Annotated in this window: 21 protein-coding genes; 1 reads left to right on the top strand and 20 read right to left on the bottom strand. The window is 64.8% G+C overall.

The window, feature by feature from the left end; all coding sequences use genetic code 11:
- Positions 1–90: 90 nt before the first annotated feature.
- Positions 91–1,788, top strand: a complete 1,698-nt coding sequence (locus IE083_RS08480) for a cation:proton antiporter domain-containing protein (protein ID WP_189353174.1) — start codon at positions 91–93, stop codon at positions 1,786–1,788.
- Between the two features lie 4 nt (positions 1,789–1,792).
- On the opposite strand, the gene IE083_RS08475 is transcribed toward IE083_RS08480, so the two are convergent.
- From IE083_RS08475 to frr, 20 genes are all read right to left on the bottom strand, one after another.
- A complete protein-coding gene (locus IE083_RS08475; RefSeq protein ID WP_229799664.1) occupies positions 1,793–2,395 on the bottom strand; it encodes a 3'-5' exonuclease in 603 nt (200 codons plus the stop codon).
- The gene (locus IE083_RS08470) at positions 2,392–2,622 is read right to left on the bottom strand and encodes a hypothetical protein (protein WP_229799663.1); all 231 of its coding nucleotides are present in this window, start codon (positions 2,620–2,622) and stop codon (positions 2,392–2,394) included. The genes IE083_RS08475 and IE083_RS08470 overlap by 4 nt, the downstream gene beginning before the upstream one ends.
- 41 nt (positions 2,623–2,663) lie before the next feature.
- Positions 2,664–3,008, bottom strand: a complete 345-nt coding sequence (locus tag IE083_RS08465; RefSeq protein ID WP_189353173.1) for a 2Fe-2S iron-sulfur cluster-binding protein — start codon at positions 3,006–3,008, stop codon at positions 2,664–2,666.
- On the bottom strand, positions 3,005–4,192 hold the full coding sequence (locus tag IE083_RS08460; RefSeq protein WP_189353172.1) for a molybdopterin molybdotransferase MoeA: 1,188 nt from the start codon (positions 4,190–4,192) through the stop codon (positions 3,005–3,007). Before IE083_RS08460 ends, IE083_RS08465 begins: the two co-directional genes overlap by 4 nt.
- A gap of 74 nt (positions 4,193–4,266) precedes the next feature.
- Entirely contained in the window at positions 4,267–4,479 is a 213-nt protein-coding gene (locus IE083_RS08455; protein WP_189353171.1) for a hypothetical protein, read from the bottom strand.
- A 41-nt stretch (positions 4,480–4,520) separates the two neighbouring features.
- Complete coding sequence (locus IE083_RS08450; protein WP_189353170.1) at positions 4,521–5,006, bottom strand: DNA-deoxyinosine glycosylase; 486 nt, start codon at positions 5,004–5,006, stop codon at positions 4,521–4,523.
- A gap of 69 nt (positions 5,007–5,075) precedes the next feature.
- Positions 5,076–6,668: a VWA domain-containing protein gene (locus tag IE083_RS08445; RefSeq protein ID WP_229799662.1), complete on the bottom strand. Its 1,593-nt coding sequence runs from the start codon at positions 6,666–6,668 to the stop codon at positions 5,076–5,078.
- A 47-nt stretch (positions 6,669–6,715) separates the two neighbouring features.
- Complete coding sequence (locus tag IE083_RS08440; RefSeq protein WP_189353168.1) at positions 6,716–8,809, bottom strand: AAA family ATPase; 2,094 nt, start codon at positions 8,807–8,809, stop codon at positions 6,716–6,718.
- A gap of 85 nt (positions 8,810–8,894) precedes the next feature.
- Complete coding sequence (gene rnhB / locus IE083_RS08435) at positions 8,895–9,479, bottom strand: ribonuclease HII (protein WP_189353167.1); 585 nt, start codon at positions 9,477–9,479, stop codon at positions 8,895–8,897.
- Entirely contained in the window at positions 9,473–10,642 is a 1,170-nt protein-coding gene (gene lpxB / locus IE083_RS08430; protein WP_189353166.1) for a lipid-A-disaccharide synthase, read from the bottom strand. The genes rnhB and lpxB overlap by 7 nt, the downstream gene beginning before the upstream one ends.
- A 2-nt stretch (positions 10,643–10,644) precedes the next feature.
- Positions 10,645–11,421 carry an acyl-ACP--UDP-N-acetylglucosamine O-acyltransferase gene (gene lpxA, locus IE083_RS08425; RefSeq protein WP_189353165.1) on the bottom strand — a complete coding sequence of 259 codons (777 nt, stop codon included), beginning with the start codon at positions 11,419–11,421 and terminating at the stop codon, positions 10,645–10,647.
- A gap of 2 nt (positions 11,422–11,423) precedes the next feature.
- Positions 11,424–11,894 (bottom strand): 3-hydroxyacyl-ACP dehydratase FabZ, encoded by a 471-nt coding sequence (gene fabZ, locus IE083_RS08420; protein ID WP_189353164.1) that lies wholly within the window; start codon positions 11,892–11,894, stop codon positions 11,424–11,426.
- A gap of 5 nt (positions 11,895–11,899) precedes the next feature.
- Positions 11,900–12,937 (bottom strand): UDP-3-O-(3-hydroxymyristoyl)glucosamine N-acyltransferase, encoded by a 1,038-nt coding sequence (lpxD, locus tag IE083_RS08415; protein WP_189353163.1) that lies wholly within the window; start codon positions 12,935–12,937, stop codon positions 11,900–11,902.
- A 63-nt stretch (positions 12,938–13,000) separates the two neighbouring features.
- A complete protein-coding gene (locus IE083_RS08410) occupies positions 13,001–13,486 on the bottom strand; it encodes an OmpH/Skp family outer membrane protein (protein ID WP_189353162.1) in 486 nt (161 codons plus the stop codon).
- Between the two features lie 18 nt (positions 13,487–13,504).
- Positions 13,505–15,790: an outer membrane protein assembly factor BamA gene (gene bamA, locus IE083_RS08405; RefSeq protein WP_189353161.1), complete on the bottom strand. Its 2,286-nt coding sequence runs from the start codon at positions 15,788–15,790 to the stop codon at positions 13,505–13,507.
- A gap of 13 nt (positions 15,791–15,803) precedes the next feature.
- Complete coding sequence (gene rseP, locus IE083_RS08400; protein ID WP_189353160.1) at positions 15,804–17,141, bottom strand: RIP metalloprotease RseP; 1,338 nt, start codon at positions 17,139–17,141, stop codon at positions 15,804–15,806.
- Positions 17,141–18,322, bottom strand: a complete 1,182-nt coding sequence (gene ispC, locus IE083_RS08395) for a 1-deoxy-D-xylulose-5-phosphate reductoisomerase (protein WP_189353159.1) — start codon at positions 18,320–18,322, stop codon at positions 17,141–17,143. Before ispC ends, rseP begins: the two co-directional genes overlap by 1 nt.
- Positions 18,323–18,325: 3 nt before the next feature.
- Positions 18,326–19,129, bottom strand: a complete 804-nt coding sequence (locus IE083_RS08390; protein ID WP_189353158.1) for a phosphatidate cytidylyltransferase — start codon at positions 19,127–19,129, stop codon at positions 18,326–18,328.
- Between the two features lie 3 nt (positions 19,130–19,132).
- Positions 19,133–19,882, bottom strand: coding sequence for a polyprenyl diphosphate synthase (uppS, locus tag IE083_RS08385; protein ID WP_189353157.1), 750 nt, complete (start codon positions 19,880–19,882; stop codon positions 19,133–19,135).
- A 10-nt stretch (positions 19,883–19,892) separates the two neighbouring features.
- Positions 19,893–20,450, bottom strand: coding sequence for a ribosome recycling factor (gene frr / locus IE083_RS08380; protein WP_189353156.1), 558 nt, complete (start codon positions 20,448–20,450; stop codon positions 19,893–19,895).
- Positions 20,451–20,463 lie beyond the last annotated feature (13 nt).

Below are 20,463 nucleotides of genomic sequence, written 5' to 3'. Positions count from 1 at the left end.
AACCCGCATACCGCAACCATACTGACTGTCAGTCCCTGCACCGGGTCAACAATCCTTGCCACTGGCTGTCCGATTCGTAAAAGGAAAGCGATGCCGCACGATATCTCCCTGATCTCCACCATCGCCGCCGGGCTGGGGCTGGCCATGCTGTTCGGCTATGCCGCCACCCGCCTGGCCATGCCGCCGCTGGTCGGCTATCTGCTGGCCGGGGTGCTGATCGGCCCTTCCACGCCCGGTTTCGTCGCCGATGTGGCGCTGGCAGGTCAACTGTCCGAGATCGGCGTGATGTTGCTGATGTTCGGTGTCGGCCTGCACTTCTCGCTATCGGACCTGATGGCGGTGAAGCGCATCTCGGTGCCCGGCGCCGTCGTGCAGATCGCGGTGGCCACCGCACTGGGCGCGGCGACCGCGCTGTGGTGGGGCTGGCCGGCGGGCGAGGCACTGGTGTTCGGCTTGTGCCTGTCGGTGGCCAGTACCGTGGTGCTGCTACGGGCACTGGAGGACCGCGGGGTGCTGGACAGCGTCAACGGCCGCATCGCCGTCGGCTGGCTGATCGTGGAAGACCTCGCCATGGTGCTGGTGCTGGTGCTGCTGCCGCCACTGAGCGGGCTGCTCGGTGGCGAGGCCGCAAGCGGCGCCGGCAACGGCGTGGGCACAACGCTGCTGATCACCCTGGCCAAGGTCGGCGCCTTCATCGCGCTGATGCTGATCGTCGGTCGCCGCCTGTTTCCGCGCCTGCTGTGGCTGGTGGCGCGTACCGGCTCGCGCGAGCTGTTCACGCTGTGCGTGATCGCCGCGGCACTGTGCGTGGCGCTGGGCTCGGCCAAGCTGTTCGACGTGTCATTCGCGCTGGGCGCCTTCTTTGCCGGCATGATGATGCGCGAGTCGGAATTCAGCCACCGCGCCGCCGACGAGTCGCTACCGCTGCGCGACGCCTTCTCGGTGCTGTTCTTCGTGTCGGTGGGCATGCTGTTCGACCCGGCCATCCTGCTGCAGGAGCCGCTGAAGGTGCTGGCGGTGGTCGCCATCATCATGCTGGGCAAGACGGTCGCAGCCATCGCGCTGGTGCTGCTGTTCCGCTATCCGCTCAATACCGCACTGACGGTCGGCGTCAGCCTGGCGCAGATCGGCGAGTTTTCCTTCATCCTGGCCGGCCTCGGCATGAGTCTTGGCCTGCTGTCGGCGGCCGGTCAAAGCCTGATCCTGGCCGGCGCGCTGATCTCGATCGCGCTCAATGCCGCACTGTTCGGCAGTATCGCCCCGCTGCAGAACTGGCTGCGCCGGCACTCGCCGCTGGCGCAGAGACTGGAACGGCGCGACGACCCGCTGGCCGAGCTGCCGATGTCGGTCGACCAGGCGCTGCTCACGGGCCAGGTGGTGCTGGTGGGCTACGGTCAGGTGGGGCAGCGCATCGCCAGCCAGCTCGACAAGCTGGCGATCCCGTACGTGGTGGCGGACGAGAACCGCGAGCTGATCGAAGCGCTGCGCGCCAACCACATTCCGGCAGTCTGCGGCGACGCCGCCGAGGCGGCGGTGCTGATCCAGGCGCATGTCGCCCGCGCCAGCATGCTGGTGGTGACCGCGCCGGACATCTTCAAGACCCGGCAGATGATCCGGATCGCCCGCACCCTGAATCCGGCGATCGAGGTCATCCTGCGTACCGGCAACGAGGAGGAAGGCATGCTGCTGGAGAGCGAGCACCGCGGCCACGTGTTCCTGGAAAACCAGGTGCTGGCCGACGGCATGGCGCAGCACATTGCCGGGCGCTTCCGGCCGGCGCCGCACTGAGGGCTCAGTGTTGTTGCAGGAACTGCGGCACCTTGGCGGCTGTGACGGCCTGCAGCTTGCACAGCAGCGCATGCGTCACCGGCTGGCGGCAGCTGCGCGCCATGGTCTGGCCGAGGTGCAGCAGCAGGTTGGCCGCCATCTCGGCATCGGCCAGCGCGCGGTGAGCGCGGCCGGTGGCCGGCAGCGCGGCCCAGCGCGTCAGCGTGCCCAGCTTGTGATCCGGCGCCTGCGGCAGCAGCCGGCGCGACAGCCGCAGGGTGCAGGCGAAGTCCTGCGTCCGCGTCAGCCCGCATTGCGCCAGCTCGAAATCCCAGAACTTGCGGTCGAAGCTGGCATTGTGCGCCACCAGCGGGGCACGGCCGACGAAGTTGGCCGCATCGCGCATCACACCCGCCGCCGGCGGCGCCGAACGCAGCATGGCATTGCTGATGCCGGTCAGCTGCTCGATCATCGGCGGCACGCGCACGCCGGCATTCATCAGGCTCTGGAAACGGTCGACGATGACGCCGCCCTCCAGCATCACGATGCCGATTTCCGTGGCCCGCCCTTCCCGCCCCGGCGTGATGCCGGTGGTTTCGAAGTCGATCACGGCCACACGTTCGATCATGCCAGCGCCGCCTTGGCGGCTTCTTCCGGGCTCAGGCCGTCGTAGAACTGGTCGGTGAACCACTCGGCCTGCTCCTCGATGTGTTCCTGCGCCTGCGCCAGGGTGGCACCACCGGCCACCAGGAAGCCTTCGACCTCCCCGCACCAGGCCAGCAGCGCCAGGGTTTCGTCATCCAGATCGTGGTCTTTCTTCTTGGCCATCGCCGTATCCTCTTGAATCGTCAGCATAAAAACAGCCGCGCATTGTACGCGGCTTTGGCGGAGACGGCTTAACTATCTTGCGGCAGCGTGACCTGCCACGGCACGTCGGTAACCGGCAGATGGCAGGCCAGCCGCACCGTCTGCGGCGTGTCCGGCCACGTTTCGGCTGCCGCCTGCGCGGCGTCGATCAAGCCGGCGCGCAGCAGCACGTTGCGCTCCTTGCGGCCAACCTTGACCGTAGCCGGCTGGCCGGCGTGCACGATGTGCACCGCGCAGGTGCCACAGGTGCCCTGCCCGCAGCGCCAGTGCAGCGGCACCTCGTGAAAGCGCGCCACGTCGATCAGCAGGTCGCCGGCACAGGCCTCGACCTCGGCCAGCGGCTGCCCGTCGCGGCAGAATTGCAGTGCGGTCACAGCGGATAGACTGGCAATACGTCACCCGGCTGTACGCTCTGCCCCGGCTGCAGTCGCACCAGGCCGTCGGCCCAGGCGCAGGAAGTCAGCACCCCGGAGCCCTGGTTGGCAAAGCGCTGCAGCTGCTGAATGCCGTCCTGCTCCACGATGCGCACGCGCAGGTATTCCTCGCGCTTCTGGTCCGGCTTGGGCCAGTCAAAGGCGGCCGGCAGCAGGCGCGGTTGCGGCCAACCTTGCACCGTCTCGCCCATGCGTGCGCGCAGAAAATCGCGCACCAGCACCATAAAGGTAACGTAGCCGGATACCGGGTTGCCGGGCAGGCCGACAAAGTCGGCATCGCCGATGCGGCCGCTGGCCAGCGGCTTGCCCGGCTTGATCGCGATCTTCCATAACGCCAGCTCGCCCTCGGCCTCTACCGCCGCCTTGACATGATCCTCCTCCCCTACCGACACCCCGCCGCAAGTCATCACCACGTCGGCACATGCGGCGGCATCGCGCAGCGCGGCGCGGGTGGCGTCCAGCCGGTCGGCGATGATGCCCAGATCGATCACCTCGCAGCCGAGCCGGCGCAGCGCCGGCACCAGCCAGTAGCGGTTGGAGTTGTAGATCTTGCCGGCCGGCGCCGGCTCGCCCGGCTCCACCAGCTCGTCACCGGTGAAGAACACCGCCACCTTCAGGCGGCGATACACCGCCAGCTGCGGCTGGCCGATGGCGGCGGCGACGCCGAGGTCGGCATCGCGCAAACGTTGGCCGCAGGCCAGCACCACCTGGCCGATGGCGATGTCCTCGCCGCGGCGGCGGATGTTCTGCCCGGCCTTTACCGGCGCGGTGAACAGCACGCTGCCATCGGCCTGCAGCTCGGCCTGTTCCTGCATCACCACCGCGTCGGCCTGCGGCGGGATCACCGCGCCGGTAAAGATGCGTGCCGCGCTGGCGGCGGCCAGTGCCTGCGGCAGCATGCCGGCCGGAATGCGCTGGCTGACCGGCAAAACGTTGGCCGCATCGGCGGCGCGCACGGCGTAGCCGTCCATCGCGCTGTTGTCATGGGGGGGCACGTCCAGCGACGAGACCAGCTCGCGCGCCAGCACGCGGCCGGCGGCGTCCAGCAGCGGCACCTGCTCGATGGTATCGACGACACGGGCGCGCGAAAGCAGCCAGTCACGGGTTTGGTCAACTGTTTGCATGATGGGAACACCGGACAAGGGAAAGCCGCATCTTCTCACAGACGCGGCATGGCGGACATCCACCGCTTGGCGGATCAGGCGGCGCGCTCCAGCGGCAGCGTCGCCGGCGGTTCCTCGAAGCGCTGCCAGTGGGTGATCAGGATAGTGCTGAGGCCGCAGTCGCGCGCGATGCGCGACTCGATCTCCTCCAGCACGCGATGGCTGTGGATGGTGCCGTCCAGCGTCACCTCGGCACGGCGGGTGGCGGCATCATCGGGACTGACAAACCAGATGCAGTAGTGGTTCATGGCCTTCCTCCCGGCCCGCCGCGCGCACGGCAGCGGGCTGCTTATTGAAGGATATATCGGCCAAGCACTTGCCACTCGGCAAGTTTTTTCTCGAACGGCGTGGTCAGCGCCGGACTGGACGACGGCAGCAGCAGGATGTCGAGGCCGCTGGCAGCCAGGGTCGGCGCCGCCTTGGCGGCGGTCTTGCCGTTGAAGGCCACCGCCTGCAGCGCCGGCAGTGTCACCAGCAGCTCGGTCAGCGGGTTGAGCGCCACCGCGCGGATGTCACTGTCGAGGCTGCCACGGCGCTGCGCCGAGGCCACCACGTCCCACAAGCCGACGCCCAGCGCCTGCAATGCTGCCAGCCGCTGCGGGTAGGCCAGCGCGCTCAGCTCCACCGCGCCGATCGCCGACAGCAACCGCCAGAACTGGTTGCGCGGGTGGGCGTAGTACTGCGCCGCCGCGAGCGAAGCATCGCCCGGCAGCGAGCCGAGGATCAGCAGGCGGGTGTCGGCGTCGACGACCGGAGGGAAGCTGGATTTGCGCATGACCTACGCGCTCTGATTGCAAATGTACGCAATGACTGGATCAAGCCAGTCATGCCCACTCCTCGCAACCTAGAGCACTACCACCTCATCGCTGAACTGATCCTCCATCCGCGCCCCCGCGCAAAGAACCGAGTAAATCGAGCAATCGAGCTGCTGTTTTCTCTTATTGACATGGCCTACAAACGCTTCGCTCAAATGGCAATCACCGTCCGAAATCATCAATACATCCGCTTTCTGGTACTGATCTTCCGTCTCGATGATGTCAAAGGCGCGGCACAGCGGCATCTCGAAGTCGGTGCCGCCACCAAACCCCTGCTGCAGAAACTGCAACAGGCCGGCCGAGCGCGAGGCATCGTTCATCGCATACTCGCGCAGCTCGCCACTCGCCCCGAACATCAGCACATGTAGTGAGCGCTGCTCCTGTTTCAGGATATTGGCCACTGCCAGCAGCAGCGCTCTGGCTTTCAGCATCGGCTGACCATCCATGCTGCCCGAAGTATCGAGACAGGCCACTACCGGCCCGGTGCGTTTGCGATTGGTCTCGGTTTCCTCTCCGTCAACCAGCGTGGTGCCGGATAGCTCGTAGCAGAGCAGGTTCCGTTCCAGCATCCGCGCGTAGAACAAGGCTTCCAGCACCTCGTCTTCCAGGTTCAGCAGCTCGCTGGGCAGCAGGCGCTGCAGATCGTCGCTGCGGTGCATGCCATGAACTTCGCTCTTGCTGGCCTGCGGAATACGGCACTGGCGTTTCTTTTCCTCGGCGATATACGCGCGGCCCAGCTTGTGCACCAGCTCCCTGATGCGCGTGTTGTCTTGCAGCTCCCCGGCAAGGGCCGCCCAATCCACATTGCCCGCCTGCAGATCGGCGTAACTGAAGCTGGCACCGGGGCATTGCCGTAGCAAGGCTTCTGCTTCGCTGTATTTGCGGTCGATATCCGACAGCAAGCCGGAAAATCCGGCCAGCCTGCCACGGATATTTTTGGGAATATCTTCGTCGGCGATCTCCGCCTCGTAGCCGCGCGCGGCAGCGAGTTCGGCGCGTATGTGTGCGATGGTCTTGGCATCGAGCGGCAGGTGCCGGAACTGCTCTGCAATGCCCTCCCAATCGGGCTCCGGAGGGGAATGGTCGCGCAGGTCGTTGTCCCAGTCCCACAATCGCCACTTGGTGGCGCCCAGCTTGTCGCGCGCCGCCCCCTTCAACATCAGGAGCGTCAACTCCCAGCTTTCCGGCAACAGATGGTCCGTAACGCGATCAAGCCACGATGCCGATGGCGCGGCGCCAGCGGCGTAGTTCACGCAACGCGTGGAGAACTGATGGCAGTTCTTGAACACCAGTCCGTAAAACGCCCGCTCGCCGACGTGCCCGTCGGCCCCCGTTGCCACCGTTTCGTTGCCGACCGCGCCATGCCGGTCGCACGACACGTAGATCTTGCGCCCCAGCGTGCTCTTGGAGGTAAAGCTGCCGGCGCTGCTACGCCGCACCGTGCTCTCGGCCACGCCGTCGACCACGATGTTGACGATCAGCCCATCGCCGACATAGATGCCCGAGTGCTCTACTGCCACCCACAGGTCGCAATACAGCACGCTACCCGGCAGCGGCGTGACCTGAGTGCGAAAGCTGCTGTCGATAAAGTACTTGATGCCCTTGAACCCGAGCGGCAGCAACGTACTCAGCGCGCCAAATCCGGAACGTACGACGTTTGTTATCCCACTCAACACGTCGCCACATCCCCGAGCCAGAGGTTGGCGCGCAGCTGCTGCGTCAACAGGTCGGCCTGCTTTGTCCCGGCAAGCGTGGCAGAGGCGATGGCGGTAGACGCGGCGGCGGCACCAACGCCGACCTGCCGCAACGCGGGGAGCCCGGTTTGATCGTTCCATGTCCAGACGCTATCGAAGTCCCAACCCAGCGTGTGCTCGAAGTAGTACTGATTGAAGCTGGCGGCCGCCACGCTGGCGCCATTTAAGCCATCCGGCTCGTTACTGTCGGATTCCGACCGAACGCTATCGACGGCTGCATTGTTGCGCAGCTCACCACCATTCAAGCGCTTCCCCGCAATGCGCTTTGCAAAAATCATTTCCGCGCCTACGCTAAAAATCGCTCTACCAGTCATTTTGATTAAGGAGCACTCAAACGGCCCAAGCGCGCAGTTGCTGATGTGGCTGTTATTGCAATTGCCAGCAAAGCCATAAAAGTGACCCCTACCTTCATATCTTCCGGTGACCAGGCAGCGCTCGACCACGCTGCCCTCGCCTAGCTTCTGAGCAATTCCCCCTCGATCCCCGTATCCACGGTAATCGAGTACGATCAGGCAGTCGGCAATGCGACAGTTTTTTGCAACCCCCGCATCGTTGTCGCCACCTATCAGGGTCGATCCCGCCCGGCAATGCGCAATGGTACACGCCTCGGCGTGGCAACCGATCAAGCTGCCTCCCGTACGGCACGCGGTGATCATACATGCAAACGCTCGTTCCTGAATAAGACCGAGATTGCTCTCGCAAGCCTTGATGGCTGTCTCTTTTGCCTCCACGGCGAGCGCCCAGTCTTGCAAGCGCAAATTCCGGATGCTGGAGCCTGCAGCGATGCTGCTAAACAGCACATCGCTAGTTTTATTTCCCACAATGCGGTGACCGCCGCCGTCGTAATGCCCCCGGAACGGTATCGCATGCCACGAGTTGAGTGCCGAGCAGTCGATAGCCGCCGTCTGCCGGAAATAATAACCTTTGAGCCCGACATCGGCGCGCGCCAAGCCCCGCAATTCGTCAATGTTGCCGATCAGCAGCGGGTCGTGCTCCGTGCCGCTGCCCTTATAACCCTTGACCACATCGCCGGCACCGCGTGGCCTCTCGATAGTGCTGACGGATGGCGAAAGAGCGGCACCCTCGCGGCAGGGCACCGCGTGGCTGAAGCGGCGCAGGGTGTCGAGTACCAGTTTCTGCACCTCGGCGGCATTGTCGTGGTGATTCCACAGGCAATGCTTGAGCAACAGCACGTCGGACAGATCGACCTCGCCGCGACCATTGCTGGCCGCGGAGACACGCAGCAAATGGAGGGCTTTCTTGAAGCGGCGATCCGACAATTGTTCGCGCCTGTCCTCCTTGAAGGTATCGCGGTGCTTTCGCCAGATGGTCTCGATGGCAGTACGCACCGTATCCGGGATGGTCACCCCCGCCGCAGCCTGCTGAAGGTCATGCAATTCGGACAGGTCGAGCTTGGGGTAGTCGCCCGGCGCAGCGTCGGCATCGAACAGCAGTGACAGACCGTCCTGGCTAACGTAATCGACAAAACCGCGCACCAGAAAGCGGTCGTAGAGTGCGCCGAGCTCTTCGTGGCCGACCGGTAGCTCGTTGGATGCGGCGATCAGCGCCCGCAGAGGGACAGCCTCGCGAACGCTGCCGTTGTGATAAACGCGCTCGTTGAGTATGGTCAACAGCGCATTCAGGATTGACGAATTGGCCTTGAAAATCTCGTCCAGAAATGCAATGCGTACCGTGGGTAAATAACCGCCGGTATTGCGCTTGAAACGGTCTGCCTTCAGCTCGGCAATCGAGAGCGGGCCGAAGATTTCTTCCGGTGTGGAGAACTTGGTCAGCAGGTACTCGAAATAGCCAGAGTTGCCCGGTTCAGCCTCGTGCGCGAAGCAGGCGGCAATACGACGGGCAAGCAGGCTCTTGCCGGTGCCGGGCGGGCCGATCAATACCAGGTTTTCTCCAGCGAGCACCGTAAGCAGCGCGAGGCGAATGACCTCGCCCCGTTCTACCAGTCCATGGTTGAGTGCATTCAGTATGGTATTCAGGCGTTGTTTCATGGCTACGCAGTCGACTAATGATGGACATTGGCAATTCCATCATTCTACACAATCCATACGTCACGACCAGAGCACTCCCAGTGCCCTAGAACAGGCTGCCCTGCTGCGCAGCCAGTTGCAGGCGCACCGGGGCGAAGCTGCGGCGGTGTTCGGCCAGCACCCCGGCCTGCTGCAGCGCGGACAGGTGTTCCGCGGTGGGGTAGCCCTTGTGGCGGGCAAAGCCGTACTGCGGATGCAGGCGGTCGAGCGCGATCATCTCCGCATCGCGCGCGGTCTTGGCCAGGATCGAGGCGGCGGAGATTTCCTGCACCTTGGCGTCGCCCTTGACGATGGCCTCCGCCGGCAGCGTCAGCGTCTTCGGGATCTTGTTACCGTCGATCAGCACCTTGCCCGGCGTGATCGTCAGGCCGTCGACGGCGCGCACCATCGCCAGCATGGTGGCCTGGAAGATGTTCAGCTGGTCGATCTCGGCGGCCGAGGCAAAGGCGATGTGCCAGGCCAGCGCCTTGTCCTTGATTTCCAGCGCCAGCGCCTCGCGCCGGGCTTCGCTCAGCTTCTTGGAGTCGGCGAGGCCGGCGATCGGTCGCGCCGGGTCGAGGATCACCGCGGCGGTGAACACCGAGCCGATCAGCGGCCCGCGCCCGGCCTCGTCCACGCCGCAGATCAGCATGCGGCCAACTTGAGGATGGCCTGCGCCGCCAGGCGTGCCGAGTCCTGCTGCAGCGAGCGGTGCAGCTCGGTGAAGGTGCTGATCACCTCGTCGCGCGCCTCGGTGTTCTGGTACAGGTTGGCCACCGCCGCGGCCAGCTTGGCCGGCGTCGCCTCGTGCTGCAGCAGTTCCGGCACCACGAAGCGCTTGGCGAGGATATTGGGCAGCCCGACGTAGGGCAGCTTCAGCTTGCGCTTGACCAGCTGGTAGGTCAGCCACGACAGCTTGTAGCTGATCACCATCGGGCGCTTGGTCAGCGCCACTTCCAGCGTCGCGGTGCCGCTGGTGACCAGCACCACGTCGGCAGCGATCATCGCCATCTGCGCGTGGCCGATCAGCTTGCGGATCGGCAGGTCCCACGCCTTGTGCTCGGTCAGCAGGCGGTCGAACTGGTCCAGGGTTGGCCGCGTCGCCAGCGGCACCAGGAATTGCGCATCGGGAAACTGCTGCAACAGCAGGCGCGCGGTCTCGATGTACAGCCCGCCCATGTAGTCCAGCTCGCTCTTGCGGCTGCCCGGTAGCAAGGCAAACACCGGCACGTCGCGCGGCAGGCCGAGCCGGTCGCGCATCGCCTCGCGGTCCGGTTGCATCGCGATCTCGCCGGCCAGCGGATGGCCGACAAAGGTGGCGTTGACGCCGGCGGCGTCGTACAGCGGCTTTTCCATCGGAAACAGGCACAGCACCTGATCCGCCGATTCGCCGATCTTCACCACCCGCTCCGGACGCCACGCCCACACCGACGGGCTGACGTAGTGCGCGGTGGGAATGCCGGCCTGCTTCAGCCATTTTTCCAGCTGCAGGTTAAAGTCCGGTGCGTCGATGCCGATGAACACGTCCGGCTTTTCCGCCAGCAGGGTGTCGCGCAGGCGGCGACGGATGCGCAGCAGCGCCGGCAGGCACTTCAGCACCTCGACATAACCGCGCACCGCCAGCCGCTCCTGCGGCACCTGGCTGACGAAGCCGCGCGCCAGCATGCGCGGCCCGCCGATGCCGGCGAAGGCGATGTCGGGATGCGCCGCCTTCAGCGCATCCATCAGGTGGGCGCCGAGCAGGTCGCCGGAGGCCTCGCCGGCCACCATGGCGACCTTGAGCCGGGCCGGACGGGCAAACAGCTTTTCAGTCATGTTTAACGGATGATGCCCCGGCCTGCGGTGTCAAAGAATTGCACGAACAGCGCCAGCTCGTCCCGGCCTTCCGCCGCCTGCGCGGTGATCTCGGCCTTGGCCTCGTCAAACGACAAGCCCTTGCGATACAGCGACTTGTAGGCGTTGCGGATGTTGCGGATCTGCTCGGCGGTAAAGCCGCGGCGCTTGAGACCCTCGGCATTGATGCCGGACGGCACCGCACGGTTGCCGTGCGCCATCACGTACGGCGGCACGTCCTGCGCCACCGCGCTGGAGAACGCGGTCATGGCGTGGGCGCCGATATGGCAGAACTGGTGCACGCTGGTGAAGCCGCCCAGGATCACCCAGTCACCGATGTGCACGTGGCCGGCCAGCGTCGCGTTGTTGGCGAAGATGGTGTGGTTGCCGACCTGGCAGTCGTGCGCCAGATGGACATAGGCCATGATCCAGTTGTCGTTGCCGACGCGGGTCACGCCGCCATCCTGCGCGGTGCCGATGTTGAAGGTGCAGAATTCGCGGATGGTGTTGTTGTCGCCGATCTCCAGTCGCGTCGGCTCGCCCGCGTACTTCTTGTCCTGCGGCATCGCGCCCAGCGAGCAGAACTGGAAAATGCGGTTGTTCTTGCCGATGCGGGTATGGCCTTCGATCACCACGTGCGGGCCGACCCAGGTGCCGCTGTCGATCTCGACGTTGGCGCCGATGATGCTGTATGCGCCGATCTCGACGTCGGGGGCGATCTGCGCCCCGTCAGCGATGATGGCAGTCGGATGAATGGCCATGCTTACACCTCGCGTTTTGCGCACATGATCTGCGCCTCGCACGCCACCTGGCCGTCGACCAGGGCGCGGGCGTTGTACTTGGCAATGCCGCGCTTCATCGACAGCTGTTCCACTTCCAGCACCAGCTGGTCGCCCGGCACCACCTGGCGCTTGAAGCGCGCGCTGTCGATGCCGACGAAGAAGTACAGTTCGTTCTCCGGGCGCTCGCCGACGCTGCGGATCGACAGGATGCCGGCGGCCTGCGCCAGCGCCTCGATGATCAGCACGCCCGGCATCACCGGATACTGCTCGAAGTGACCCATGAAGAACGGCTCATTGATGGTGACGTTCTTCAGCGCCTTGATGCGCGTGTTGGCCTCGAACTCGGTGACGCGGTCCACCAGCAGGAACGGGTAACGGTGCGGCAGGTAACGCATGATCTCGCGTACATCGATCGATACGGCGCAGTTTTCGGCAGATACGGCTTCAGTCATTCTGTTCAGTCCTTGTTCTGTTGCGCTGTGCTCAGCGCTTTTTCAAGTTGTTTGACACGGGTCACCAGGTCGTCCAGATGGCGGACATGGGCGGCGTTGGCCAGCCACTCCTTGTGCGTCGCCATCGGGTAGACCGCGGTGTAGGCATCCGCCTTGCGGATGGATTTGGAAATCAGGGTACCGGCGCCGACATGGGTGCCATCGGCGATCTCCAGATGGCCGATGATGCGCGCCGCGCCGCCGATGGTGCAGCGCGCGCCGATGCGGGTGCTGCCGGCCACGGCGGCGCAACCGGCCATCGCGGTGTGGGCGCCGACCGTCACGTTGTGGGCGATCTGGATCTGGTTGTCGAGCTTGGCGCCCTCGCCGATCACGGTGTCGGACAGCGCGCCGCGGTCGATGGTGGTATTGGCGCCGATTTCGACGTCGTCGGCGATCACCACCACGCCGGTTTGCGGAATCTTGAACCAGCGGTCGCCGTTCCAGGCGAGGCCGAAGCCGTCGGCACCGATCACCGCACCGGCATGCACCATCACCCGCGAACCCAGGCGGCAGCCGTGATAGACGACCACATTGGGATAGAGCACCACGTCGTCGCCAAGGCTGACGTCGTCGCCGATCACCACGCCGGGATGCAGGATGCAGCGCTCGCCGATGGTCACGTTGCGGCCGATGCTGACCAGCTCGCGCACCTCGCTGCTGGCGGCGATGTGGCAGCCCTCGGCCACCACCGCGCGCGGGTGCACACCGCCACTAGCCTGCGGCAGCGGGCTGAACAGCCGCGCCACCCTGGCAAAATACAGGTACGGATCCGCCGCCAGGATCAGGCTGCGGCCAACCTTGGCCGCCGCCTCCTCCGCCAGCGCCGGCTTCACGATCACCGCCGCGGCGGCAGTGGCGGCCAGCTGGCTGCGGTACTTGGGGTTGGCCAGGAAGGTGATGTCACTCGCCCCGGCCTCGTCCAGCGGCGCCAGGCACCGGATCTCGCGATCGTCGCCACGCAGCTCGCCGCCCAGGGCGGTCACAATTGCTGATAGTTTCATGGTGTGCATCAAGAACGAAGCCGACACGAGTCGGCTTCAGGTAACAAGGCGGACGGTGCCGGCTTACTTTTCCAGCTCTTTCAGGACCTTGCCGGTGATGTCGTGCCTGGGGCTGACGTACACCACATCCTGCAGGATCACGTCGTACTGCTCGCGATCGGCGATGGTCTTGATGATGCGGTTGGCCCGCTCCTGCACCGACGCGAACTCCTCGTTGCGGCGCTGGTTCAGGTCGTCGCGGAAGTCGCGCATCTTGGCGGCATACTCGCGCTCGGTGGCGGCCAGGTCACGCTCCATCGCCTTGCGCTCGGCTTCCGGCACCTTGTTGCGGGCGATGCCGGCTTCCAGCTCCTTGCCCCTGGCGGCCAGGCGCTTCAGATCCGCCTCGCGCACCGCGAACTCCTTTTCCAGCTTCTTCTGGGCATTGACCGCCGGTGCCGCCTCGCGATAAACGCGCTCGGTATTGACGTAGCCCATCTTGAAGTCGGCCGCCGATGCCGGCACCGCCAGCATCAGCCCAACACTGCAAAGCACTGCCTTCAGCATCATCCTTGCCACCCTGAATCCTTAGAAAACCTGCCCCAACGTAAACTGGAAGCGCCGCAATTTGTCGGTTTCTTTGCTGCCGATCGGGAACGCATAGCTGAACTTCATCGGTCCTACCGGCGACAGCCACGACAGCGCCAGACCGGTCGAGTAGCGCGCACCGTTCGAGGCCGTCACCGACTTGTCCTTGTCATCCCACAGCGTACCGCCATCGAAGAACACACTGCTGCGCAGGCTGCGATTATCCTTCATGCCGGGGAACGGGAACAGCAGCTCCGCCGAGAACGACAGCTTGCGGGTACCGCCCAGGGCGTCGCCGCTGCTGTCCTGCGGGCCGAGACTGCCGTTGTCGTAGCCGCGTACCGAGCCGATACCGCCGATATAGTAGTTCTGGAAGAACGGCAGACGGCTGGTCCGGCCGTAACCGTTGGCAAAACCGATTTCACCACCCAGCGCCAGCGTGTAGTTCTTCGACAGCGGCCAGAACCAGGTCTGGCTGTGCGACAGGCGGTAATACTGCATATCGCCGCCCGGCAGGCCGGCATCGGCATACACGCTCATGCTGGCGCCGCGCGTCGGCCACAGGGCACTGTCGCGGGTGTCGCGCGACCAGCCGGCGCTGGCCAGCAGCGTGCTGTTGCCCGACCCGTACTGTGCCACGAAGTCCTGGTAACGCTGCGGGCTGTCCTCGTACAGCGTGATTTTGGTGTGCTCGGCCCCAAGGCTGAAGCTGATACGGTCATATTCGGTAATCGGCACCCCGAAGCGGGCTGCAAAACCGGTGGTCTTGGTACTGTACTGGCTGATATCCGTCTTTTGCGGGTTGTAGCTGCGGCTGTACAGGTCGTAGCCGAGGCTGACACCATCGACGGTGTAATACGGATCGGTGAACGAGATCGATGCGTTCTTGCTGGTCTTGCCATTGGCAAAGCTGACCGACAGCGACTTGCCCGAACCCAGCACGTTGGCCTGCGACACCGAGGCGCTCAGCTGCAGGCCGTCGCCCTGGGCAAAGCCGATACCGGCCTGGATGGAACCGGTCGGGCGCTCCTTCACCGTCACGTTCATGTCCACCTGGTCCGGAGTATCGACCACCGGCGGGGTTTCGATGTTGACGCTCTCGAAGTAGCCGAGCAGCTCCAGGCGCTCCTTGCTGCGCTTGACACCGTCGCCGTTGTATTGCGCGCTTTCCAGCTGGCGCAACTCGCGGCGGATCACTTCGTCACGGGTACGGGTGTTGCCGGCGATGCTGACCCGGCGCACCGAGGTCAGACGACCCGGATCGACGAAGAAGGTCAGCGTCACCTGTTTGGTCTTGGCATCCACTTCCGGGGCGACGTTGACGTTGGCAAAGGCATAGCCCTCTGCTCCCAGCCGGTCGGACAGCGCGGTGACGGTCTCGTTGACCTGCTCGCGGTTGAACAGGTCGCCCTGCTTCACCAGCAGCAACTTGCGCAGCTCCGCCTCCGGCAGCTTCAGGTCACCGCCAAGACGGACATCGGCAATGCGGAACTGCTCGCCTTCGCGAATGTTGACGGTGACGAACATGTCCTTCTTGTCGGCACTGATCGCCACCTGCGTCGATTCGATGCTGAACTCGGCATAACCCTGGTTCTGGTAGAAGGCGCGCAGCTTCTCCAGATCGGCAGACAGCTGCTGGCGCGAATACTGATCGGAACGAGACAGCCACGACAACCAGCCCGACGGAGTCAGCGCCATTTCATCCAGCAGTTCGTCCTGCTCGAATGCCTTGGCACCGACGATGCGGATATCACGGATCTTGGCAGTAATGCCCTCGACGATATCAAGTGTCACCGCCACGCGGTTGCGCTCCAGCCGCGTCAGTTGCGGCTGGATCTCCACCGAATACTTGCCCTTGCTGAAATACTGACGCTTCAGCTCCTGTACCGCCTGATCCAGCAGGCCCTGGTCGAAGATGCGCGATTCGGCAAGACCGTTGTCTTTCAATGCCTTGACCAGCTGGTCCTTGCTGAACTCCTTGGAGCCATTGATCTGCAACTGTGCGATCACCGGGCGCTCGCTGACCGCCAGGATCAGCACGTCGCCCTCGGTCTCGATGCGCACGTCGTTGAAGAAGCCGGTGGCGAACAGCGCCTTGATGGCATCGGCGGCTTGCTGCTGGGTGAAGGTATCCCCCACCTTGAGCGGAAGGTAACTGAACACGGTACCGGGTTCGGTACGCTGCAGACCTTCAACGCGAATATCCTTGATCACAAAGCTGTCGGCAGCCCAGGCCGGCGACAGGAAAGTGGCGGCAAGCGCCGCCACAAGAAAGCGTTTGTTCATGGTTTTTTTAATCCTAGCCAGCAAAAAGCCGGCCGAAGTCATTGAACAGAGCCAGCAACATGACTGTCATGATGAAAGCCATCCCCAAACGCTGACCGATTTCATACACCCGATCGGGCAACGGCCGCCCGCGTATCCATTCGGCAGCATGATACAGCAAGTGCCCGCCATCCAGCACCGGCACCGGCAACAGGTTGAATACCCCCAGACTGACACTGATCAGCGCCATGAATTCCAGTAGCGGCACCCATCCCAAGCCGGCGCTTTTGCCGGCGTAGTCGGCAATGGTCAGCGGCCCGCTCAACGCATCCAGCGCCACCGTGCCGGTAAACATCGCGCCAATCATACGCAAACTGGATGCCATGAGGCTAGCCGTGCGTGCCAGCGCCTGCTGCAGCGCCTCCCCCGCCCCCACCGTGACCTGCTGTTCGATTTTCTGCTGCCACGCCACATCGGGCAGTGCGCCGGCACCGATGCGGCCAACCTTTTGCCCGTTGCGCTCGCTGCTGTCCGGCGTCAGCACCACCTCGCGCAGCTGGCCGTCGCGCCGGATGCGCAAGCGGATGGCCTGTCCGGGACGAGCCTGCACATAGCTGACCCACGCCGGCCACGACGTCAGCAGTCGGCCATCTGCACCCAGCAGGCGATCGCCCTGGCGCAGGCCAGCCCGTGCTGCTGCGCCGCCCGGTGCCAGTTCTCCCAGCGCCAGATGGTAACGCAGCGGCGACAAGCCGAGCCGGGCCAGACTCTGCTCGTCAAGCTGTTGTAGGCCGAATGCCGGCAAATCCACCGCCAGCGTCATGTCCACGCCATCACGGGTGAGGTACAGCACCATGCGGCCGTCAAGGGCGATGGCGTCGCCAAGGCCGCCACGCAGCGCGTGCCAATCGGCAACCTCGGTATCGTTGACCGCACGGATGCGGTCGCCGGGCAGCACGCCGGCCGCCGCCGCCGCCGATTGTGGCGCGACGCTGCCGACATAGGGCAACAGCCGGGTCTGCTCGCCCTGCATCACCACGAAGAACAGCACCACCGCCAGCAGCAGGTTGGCCAGCGGTCCGGCAATCGAGATCAGGATTTTCTGCCACGGCGGACGCTGGTTGAAGGCGCGCGGCAGCTCGTCTGCCGATACCGGCACCTCGCGGCTGTCGAGCATGCGCACGAAGCCGCCCAGCAGAATCCAGCCGATCTTCCAGCTGGTTTCACCGCGTTGCCAGGTCAACAGCGGCTTGCCGAAGCCGATGGAGAACTCCAGTACCTTGACCCCGCAATAACGGGCGGCGACATAGTGGCCAAACTCGTGAAAGGTGACCAGCACCCCGATCACCAGCAGGAAGGCCGGCAAGGCCATTATGCGGTCACCCAGGCCTGCACCTGGCGGCGGGTATCCGCATCGCGCTGCAGCAGGGTTTCCAGCTCGTGACAGGCGGACAGGTCCTGCGTTTGCAGCGCGCGCTCCACCAGAGCGGGAATATCGAGAAAGGCAATGCGCTGCTGCAGGAAGGCCTCGACGGCGATCTCGTTGGCGGCATTGAGCACCGCCGAGGCGGCACCGCCGGCGCGCAAGGCGTCGAACGCCAGCCGCAGGCAGGGGAAGCGCTGCAGGTCCGGCGCCTCGAACGTCAGGCCGGACAGGGCCAGGAAGTCCAGCGCCTTCACCGGCGCGGCGATGCGCTCCGGCCAGCCCATGGCGTAGGCGATCGGCGTGCGCATGTCGGGCGAGCCCAGCTGCGCCAGCACCGAGCCGTCCTTGTAGCGCACCATGGAGTGGATCACGCTTTGCGGATGCACCACCACGTCGATGCGGTCGGCCGGGGCATTGAACAGCCAGTGCGCCTCGATCACCTCCAGCCCCTTGTTCATCAGGGTGGCGGAATCGACGGAAATCTTGCGCCCCATCACCCAGTTCGGATGATTGCAGGCGTCGTCGGGGGTGACGTGACGCAGGCTGGCGGCGTCGCGCTGGCGGAACGGGCCACCGGACGCAGTCAGGATCAGCTGCTCGATGCCGTTGCGGTCGAGATTGCCGTCGTAGCTTGCCGGCAAGGCCTGGAACAGCGCATTGTGCTCGCTGTCCACCGGCAGCAGTTCGGCGCCACTGTCACGCACGGTACGCATGAACAGCTCGCCGGCGACCACCAGCGACTCCTTGTTCGCCAGCAGGATGCGCTTGCCCAGCCGCGCCGCGGCCAACGTTGGCCGCAGGCCGGCGGCACCGACGATGGCCGCCATCACCATGTCCGCCTCCGGCAGCGTCGCCGCCACCTCCAGCGCCGCCTCGCCGTACGCCACTTCGGTCGGGCACGCCGCGTCGCGCAGCCGCTGCTGCAACTGGCCGGCGGCATCGGCATCGGCCACCACCGCCAGCAAGGGGCGGAACTGCAGGCATTGCGCAAACAGCTTGTCGACCTGGCGATGCGCGGTCAGCGCCACCACGTGATAACGCTCCGGGTGGCACGCCACCACGTCGAGGGTGCTGACGCCGATGCTGCCGGTGGCGCCGAGTACGGTAATACCTTGGGAACGGTTCATGATTCAGACCAGCAAAAGACGGAGCGCATGGGACACCGCCAGCACGGCAATCAGGCTATCGATACGGTCGTACACGCCGCCATGTCCGGGCAGCAGCTGGCTGCTGTCCTTGATGCCGGCACTGCGCTTGAACCAGGACTCCAGCAGGTCGCCGATCACGCTGACCGCGGTCAGACCGATCGCCAGCGGCAGCAGCCAGAGCGGTGACAGCGGCACCTTGAGCCAGCCCCATTGCGTCACCAGCCAGCTGTACAGCGACACACCGACCACCGCGCCGGCGACCCCTTCCCAGCTCTTGCCGGGACTGATCGTCGGTGCCAGCTTGTGTTTGCCGAAGGCCTTGCCGGCAAAGTAGGCGGCGATGTCGGCCACCCACACCAGCCCCATCACCGCCAGCAGTTGCAGACCATCGGCGACGGTAGGCTGCGGCCGCCACGCGAGGAAGGCAAACCACGCCGGAAACAGAAGCAGCCAGCCCAGCAACATCGCCGGCCAGCCTGTGGGCAGCGGCCAACGCTTGGTCAGCCAGCACGGCGCCAGCAGCAACCACACCGGCAGCGACAGCGCCATCAGCGCCGCCGGCGCGACAAAGCCCTGCAGCCACAGGCCGGCGGCGACCGCGGTCGACGCCGCCAGGTAGGCGTAGCGCAGCACACCATCCAGCCTGGCCATGCGGGCGAACTCCCACAGCGCCAGCACGATGATCAGCCAGGAAAAACCGGCCCAGGCCATACTATTGAACAGGAACAGCGCCGCCAGCATCAGCGGAAGCAGCACCAGCGCCGTCAGAATACGCGTCTTGAGCATGACTCAGCCTCGGCGTTGGGTTTCGGGCAGTTGCTCGCTGGTACGGCCGAAACGGCGCTCACGAGACCGGAACGATGCCACCGCCGAGTTCAATGCCTGCGCATCGAAGTCCGGCCACAGCAGATCGGTGAAGAACAACTCGGTATAGGCCAGCTGCCACAGCAGGAAATTGCTGATGCGCTGCTCGCCACCGGTACGGATGAACAGGTCCGGCTCCGGGGCGTAGGCCATCGACAGGTTGGCCGCAAGGGCGGCCTCGTCCAGCCGGGTCACGCCTTGCGCCAACAGCCGGTTGGCCGCCTGCATCACATCCCAGCGGCCGCCGTAGTCGGCGGCGATGGTCAGCACCAGGCCACCATTGCCGGCGGTGCGCGCCTCGGCCTGCTCGATGCGTTCGACGATTTCGGCCGAGAAGCGTTCGCGCGAGCCGATCACGTGCAGGCGGATGTTGTTACGGTGCAGTTTGTCCACTTCGCGCTCCAGCGCGGTCATGAACAGCCCCATCAGGAAGCTGACCTCGTCCGGCGGACGGCGCCAGTTTTCGGTGGAAAACGCAAACAGGGTCAGATACTCGACACCCATCTCGGCACAGGCCCTGATAGTGTCACGCACCGACTCCAGACCGCGCTTGTGGCCGGCAACGCGCGGCAGAAAGCGCTTCTTGGCCCAGCGGCCGTTGCCATCCATGATGATAGCGACATGCCGGGGTACGGGACGTATTTCCGGCACATCCTGCGTGGAACTCGCGAACAAGCAATACCCCTTATACGGCCAGCAGTTCGGCTTCTTTGGTCGCCAGTGCCTTGTCGATCTCGGCGGTATACTTGTCGGTCAGCTTCTGGATTTCGTCCTGGCCGCGACGCTCTTCATCCTCGGTAATGGCCTTGTCCTTGAGCAGGTTCTTGAAGTCGTTGTTGGCGTCGCGACGCACGTTGCGCACCGACACGCGCGCGCCTTCGGCTTCGCTGCGCACCACCTTGATCAGATCCTTGCGGCGTTCTTCGGTCAGCATCGGCATCGGCACGCGGATCAGGTCGCCCATGCTGGCCGGGTTCAGACCCAGATCACAGTCGCGGATGGCTTTTTCGATCTTGCCGGCCATGTTCTTTTCCCACGGCTGCACGCCGATGGTACGGGCGTCGATCAGGGTCACGTTGGCCACCTGATTGACCGGCACGTCACTGCCATAGTATTCCACCATGACGTGATCGAGCAGACCGGTATGGGCACGACCGGTACGCACCTTGGCCAAGTCCGCCTTGAAGGTTTCAAGGGTCTTCTGCATCTTGTGCTCGGCCGATTTTTTCACGTCATTAATCATGATTACTCCCGTT

The organism is Vogesella fluminis (genome assembly GCF_014652335.1).
GTDB lineage: Bacteria > Pseudomonadota > Gammaproteobacteria > Burkholderiales > Chromobacteriaceae > Vogesella > Vogesella fluminis.
Note: the sequence above shows the minus strand (reverse complement) of the source record. Positions and strands in the feature narration are given on the sequence as shown.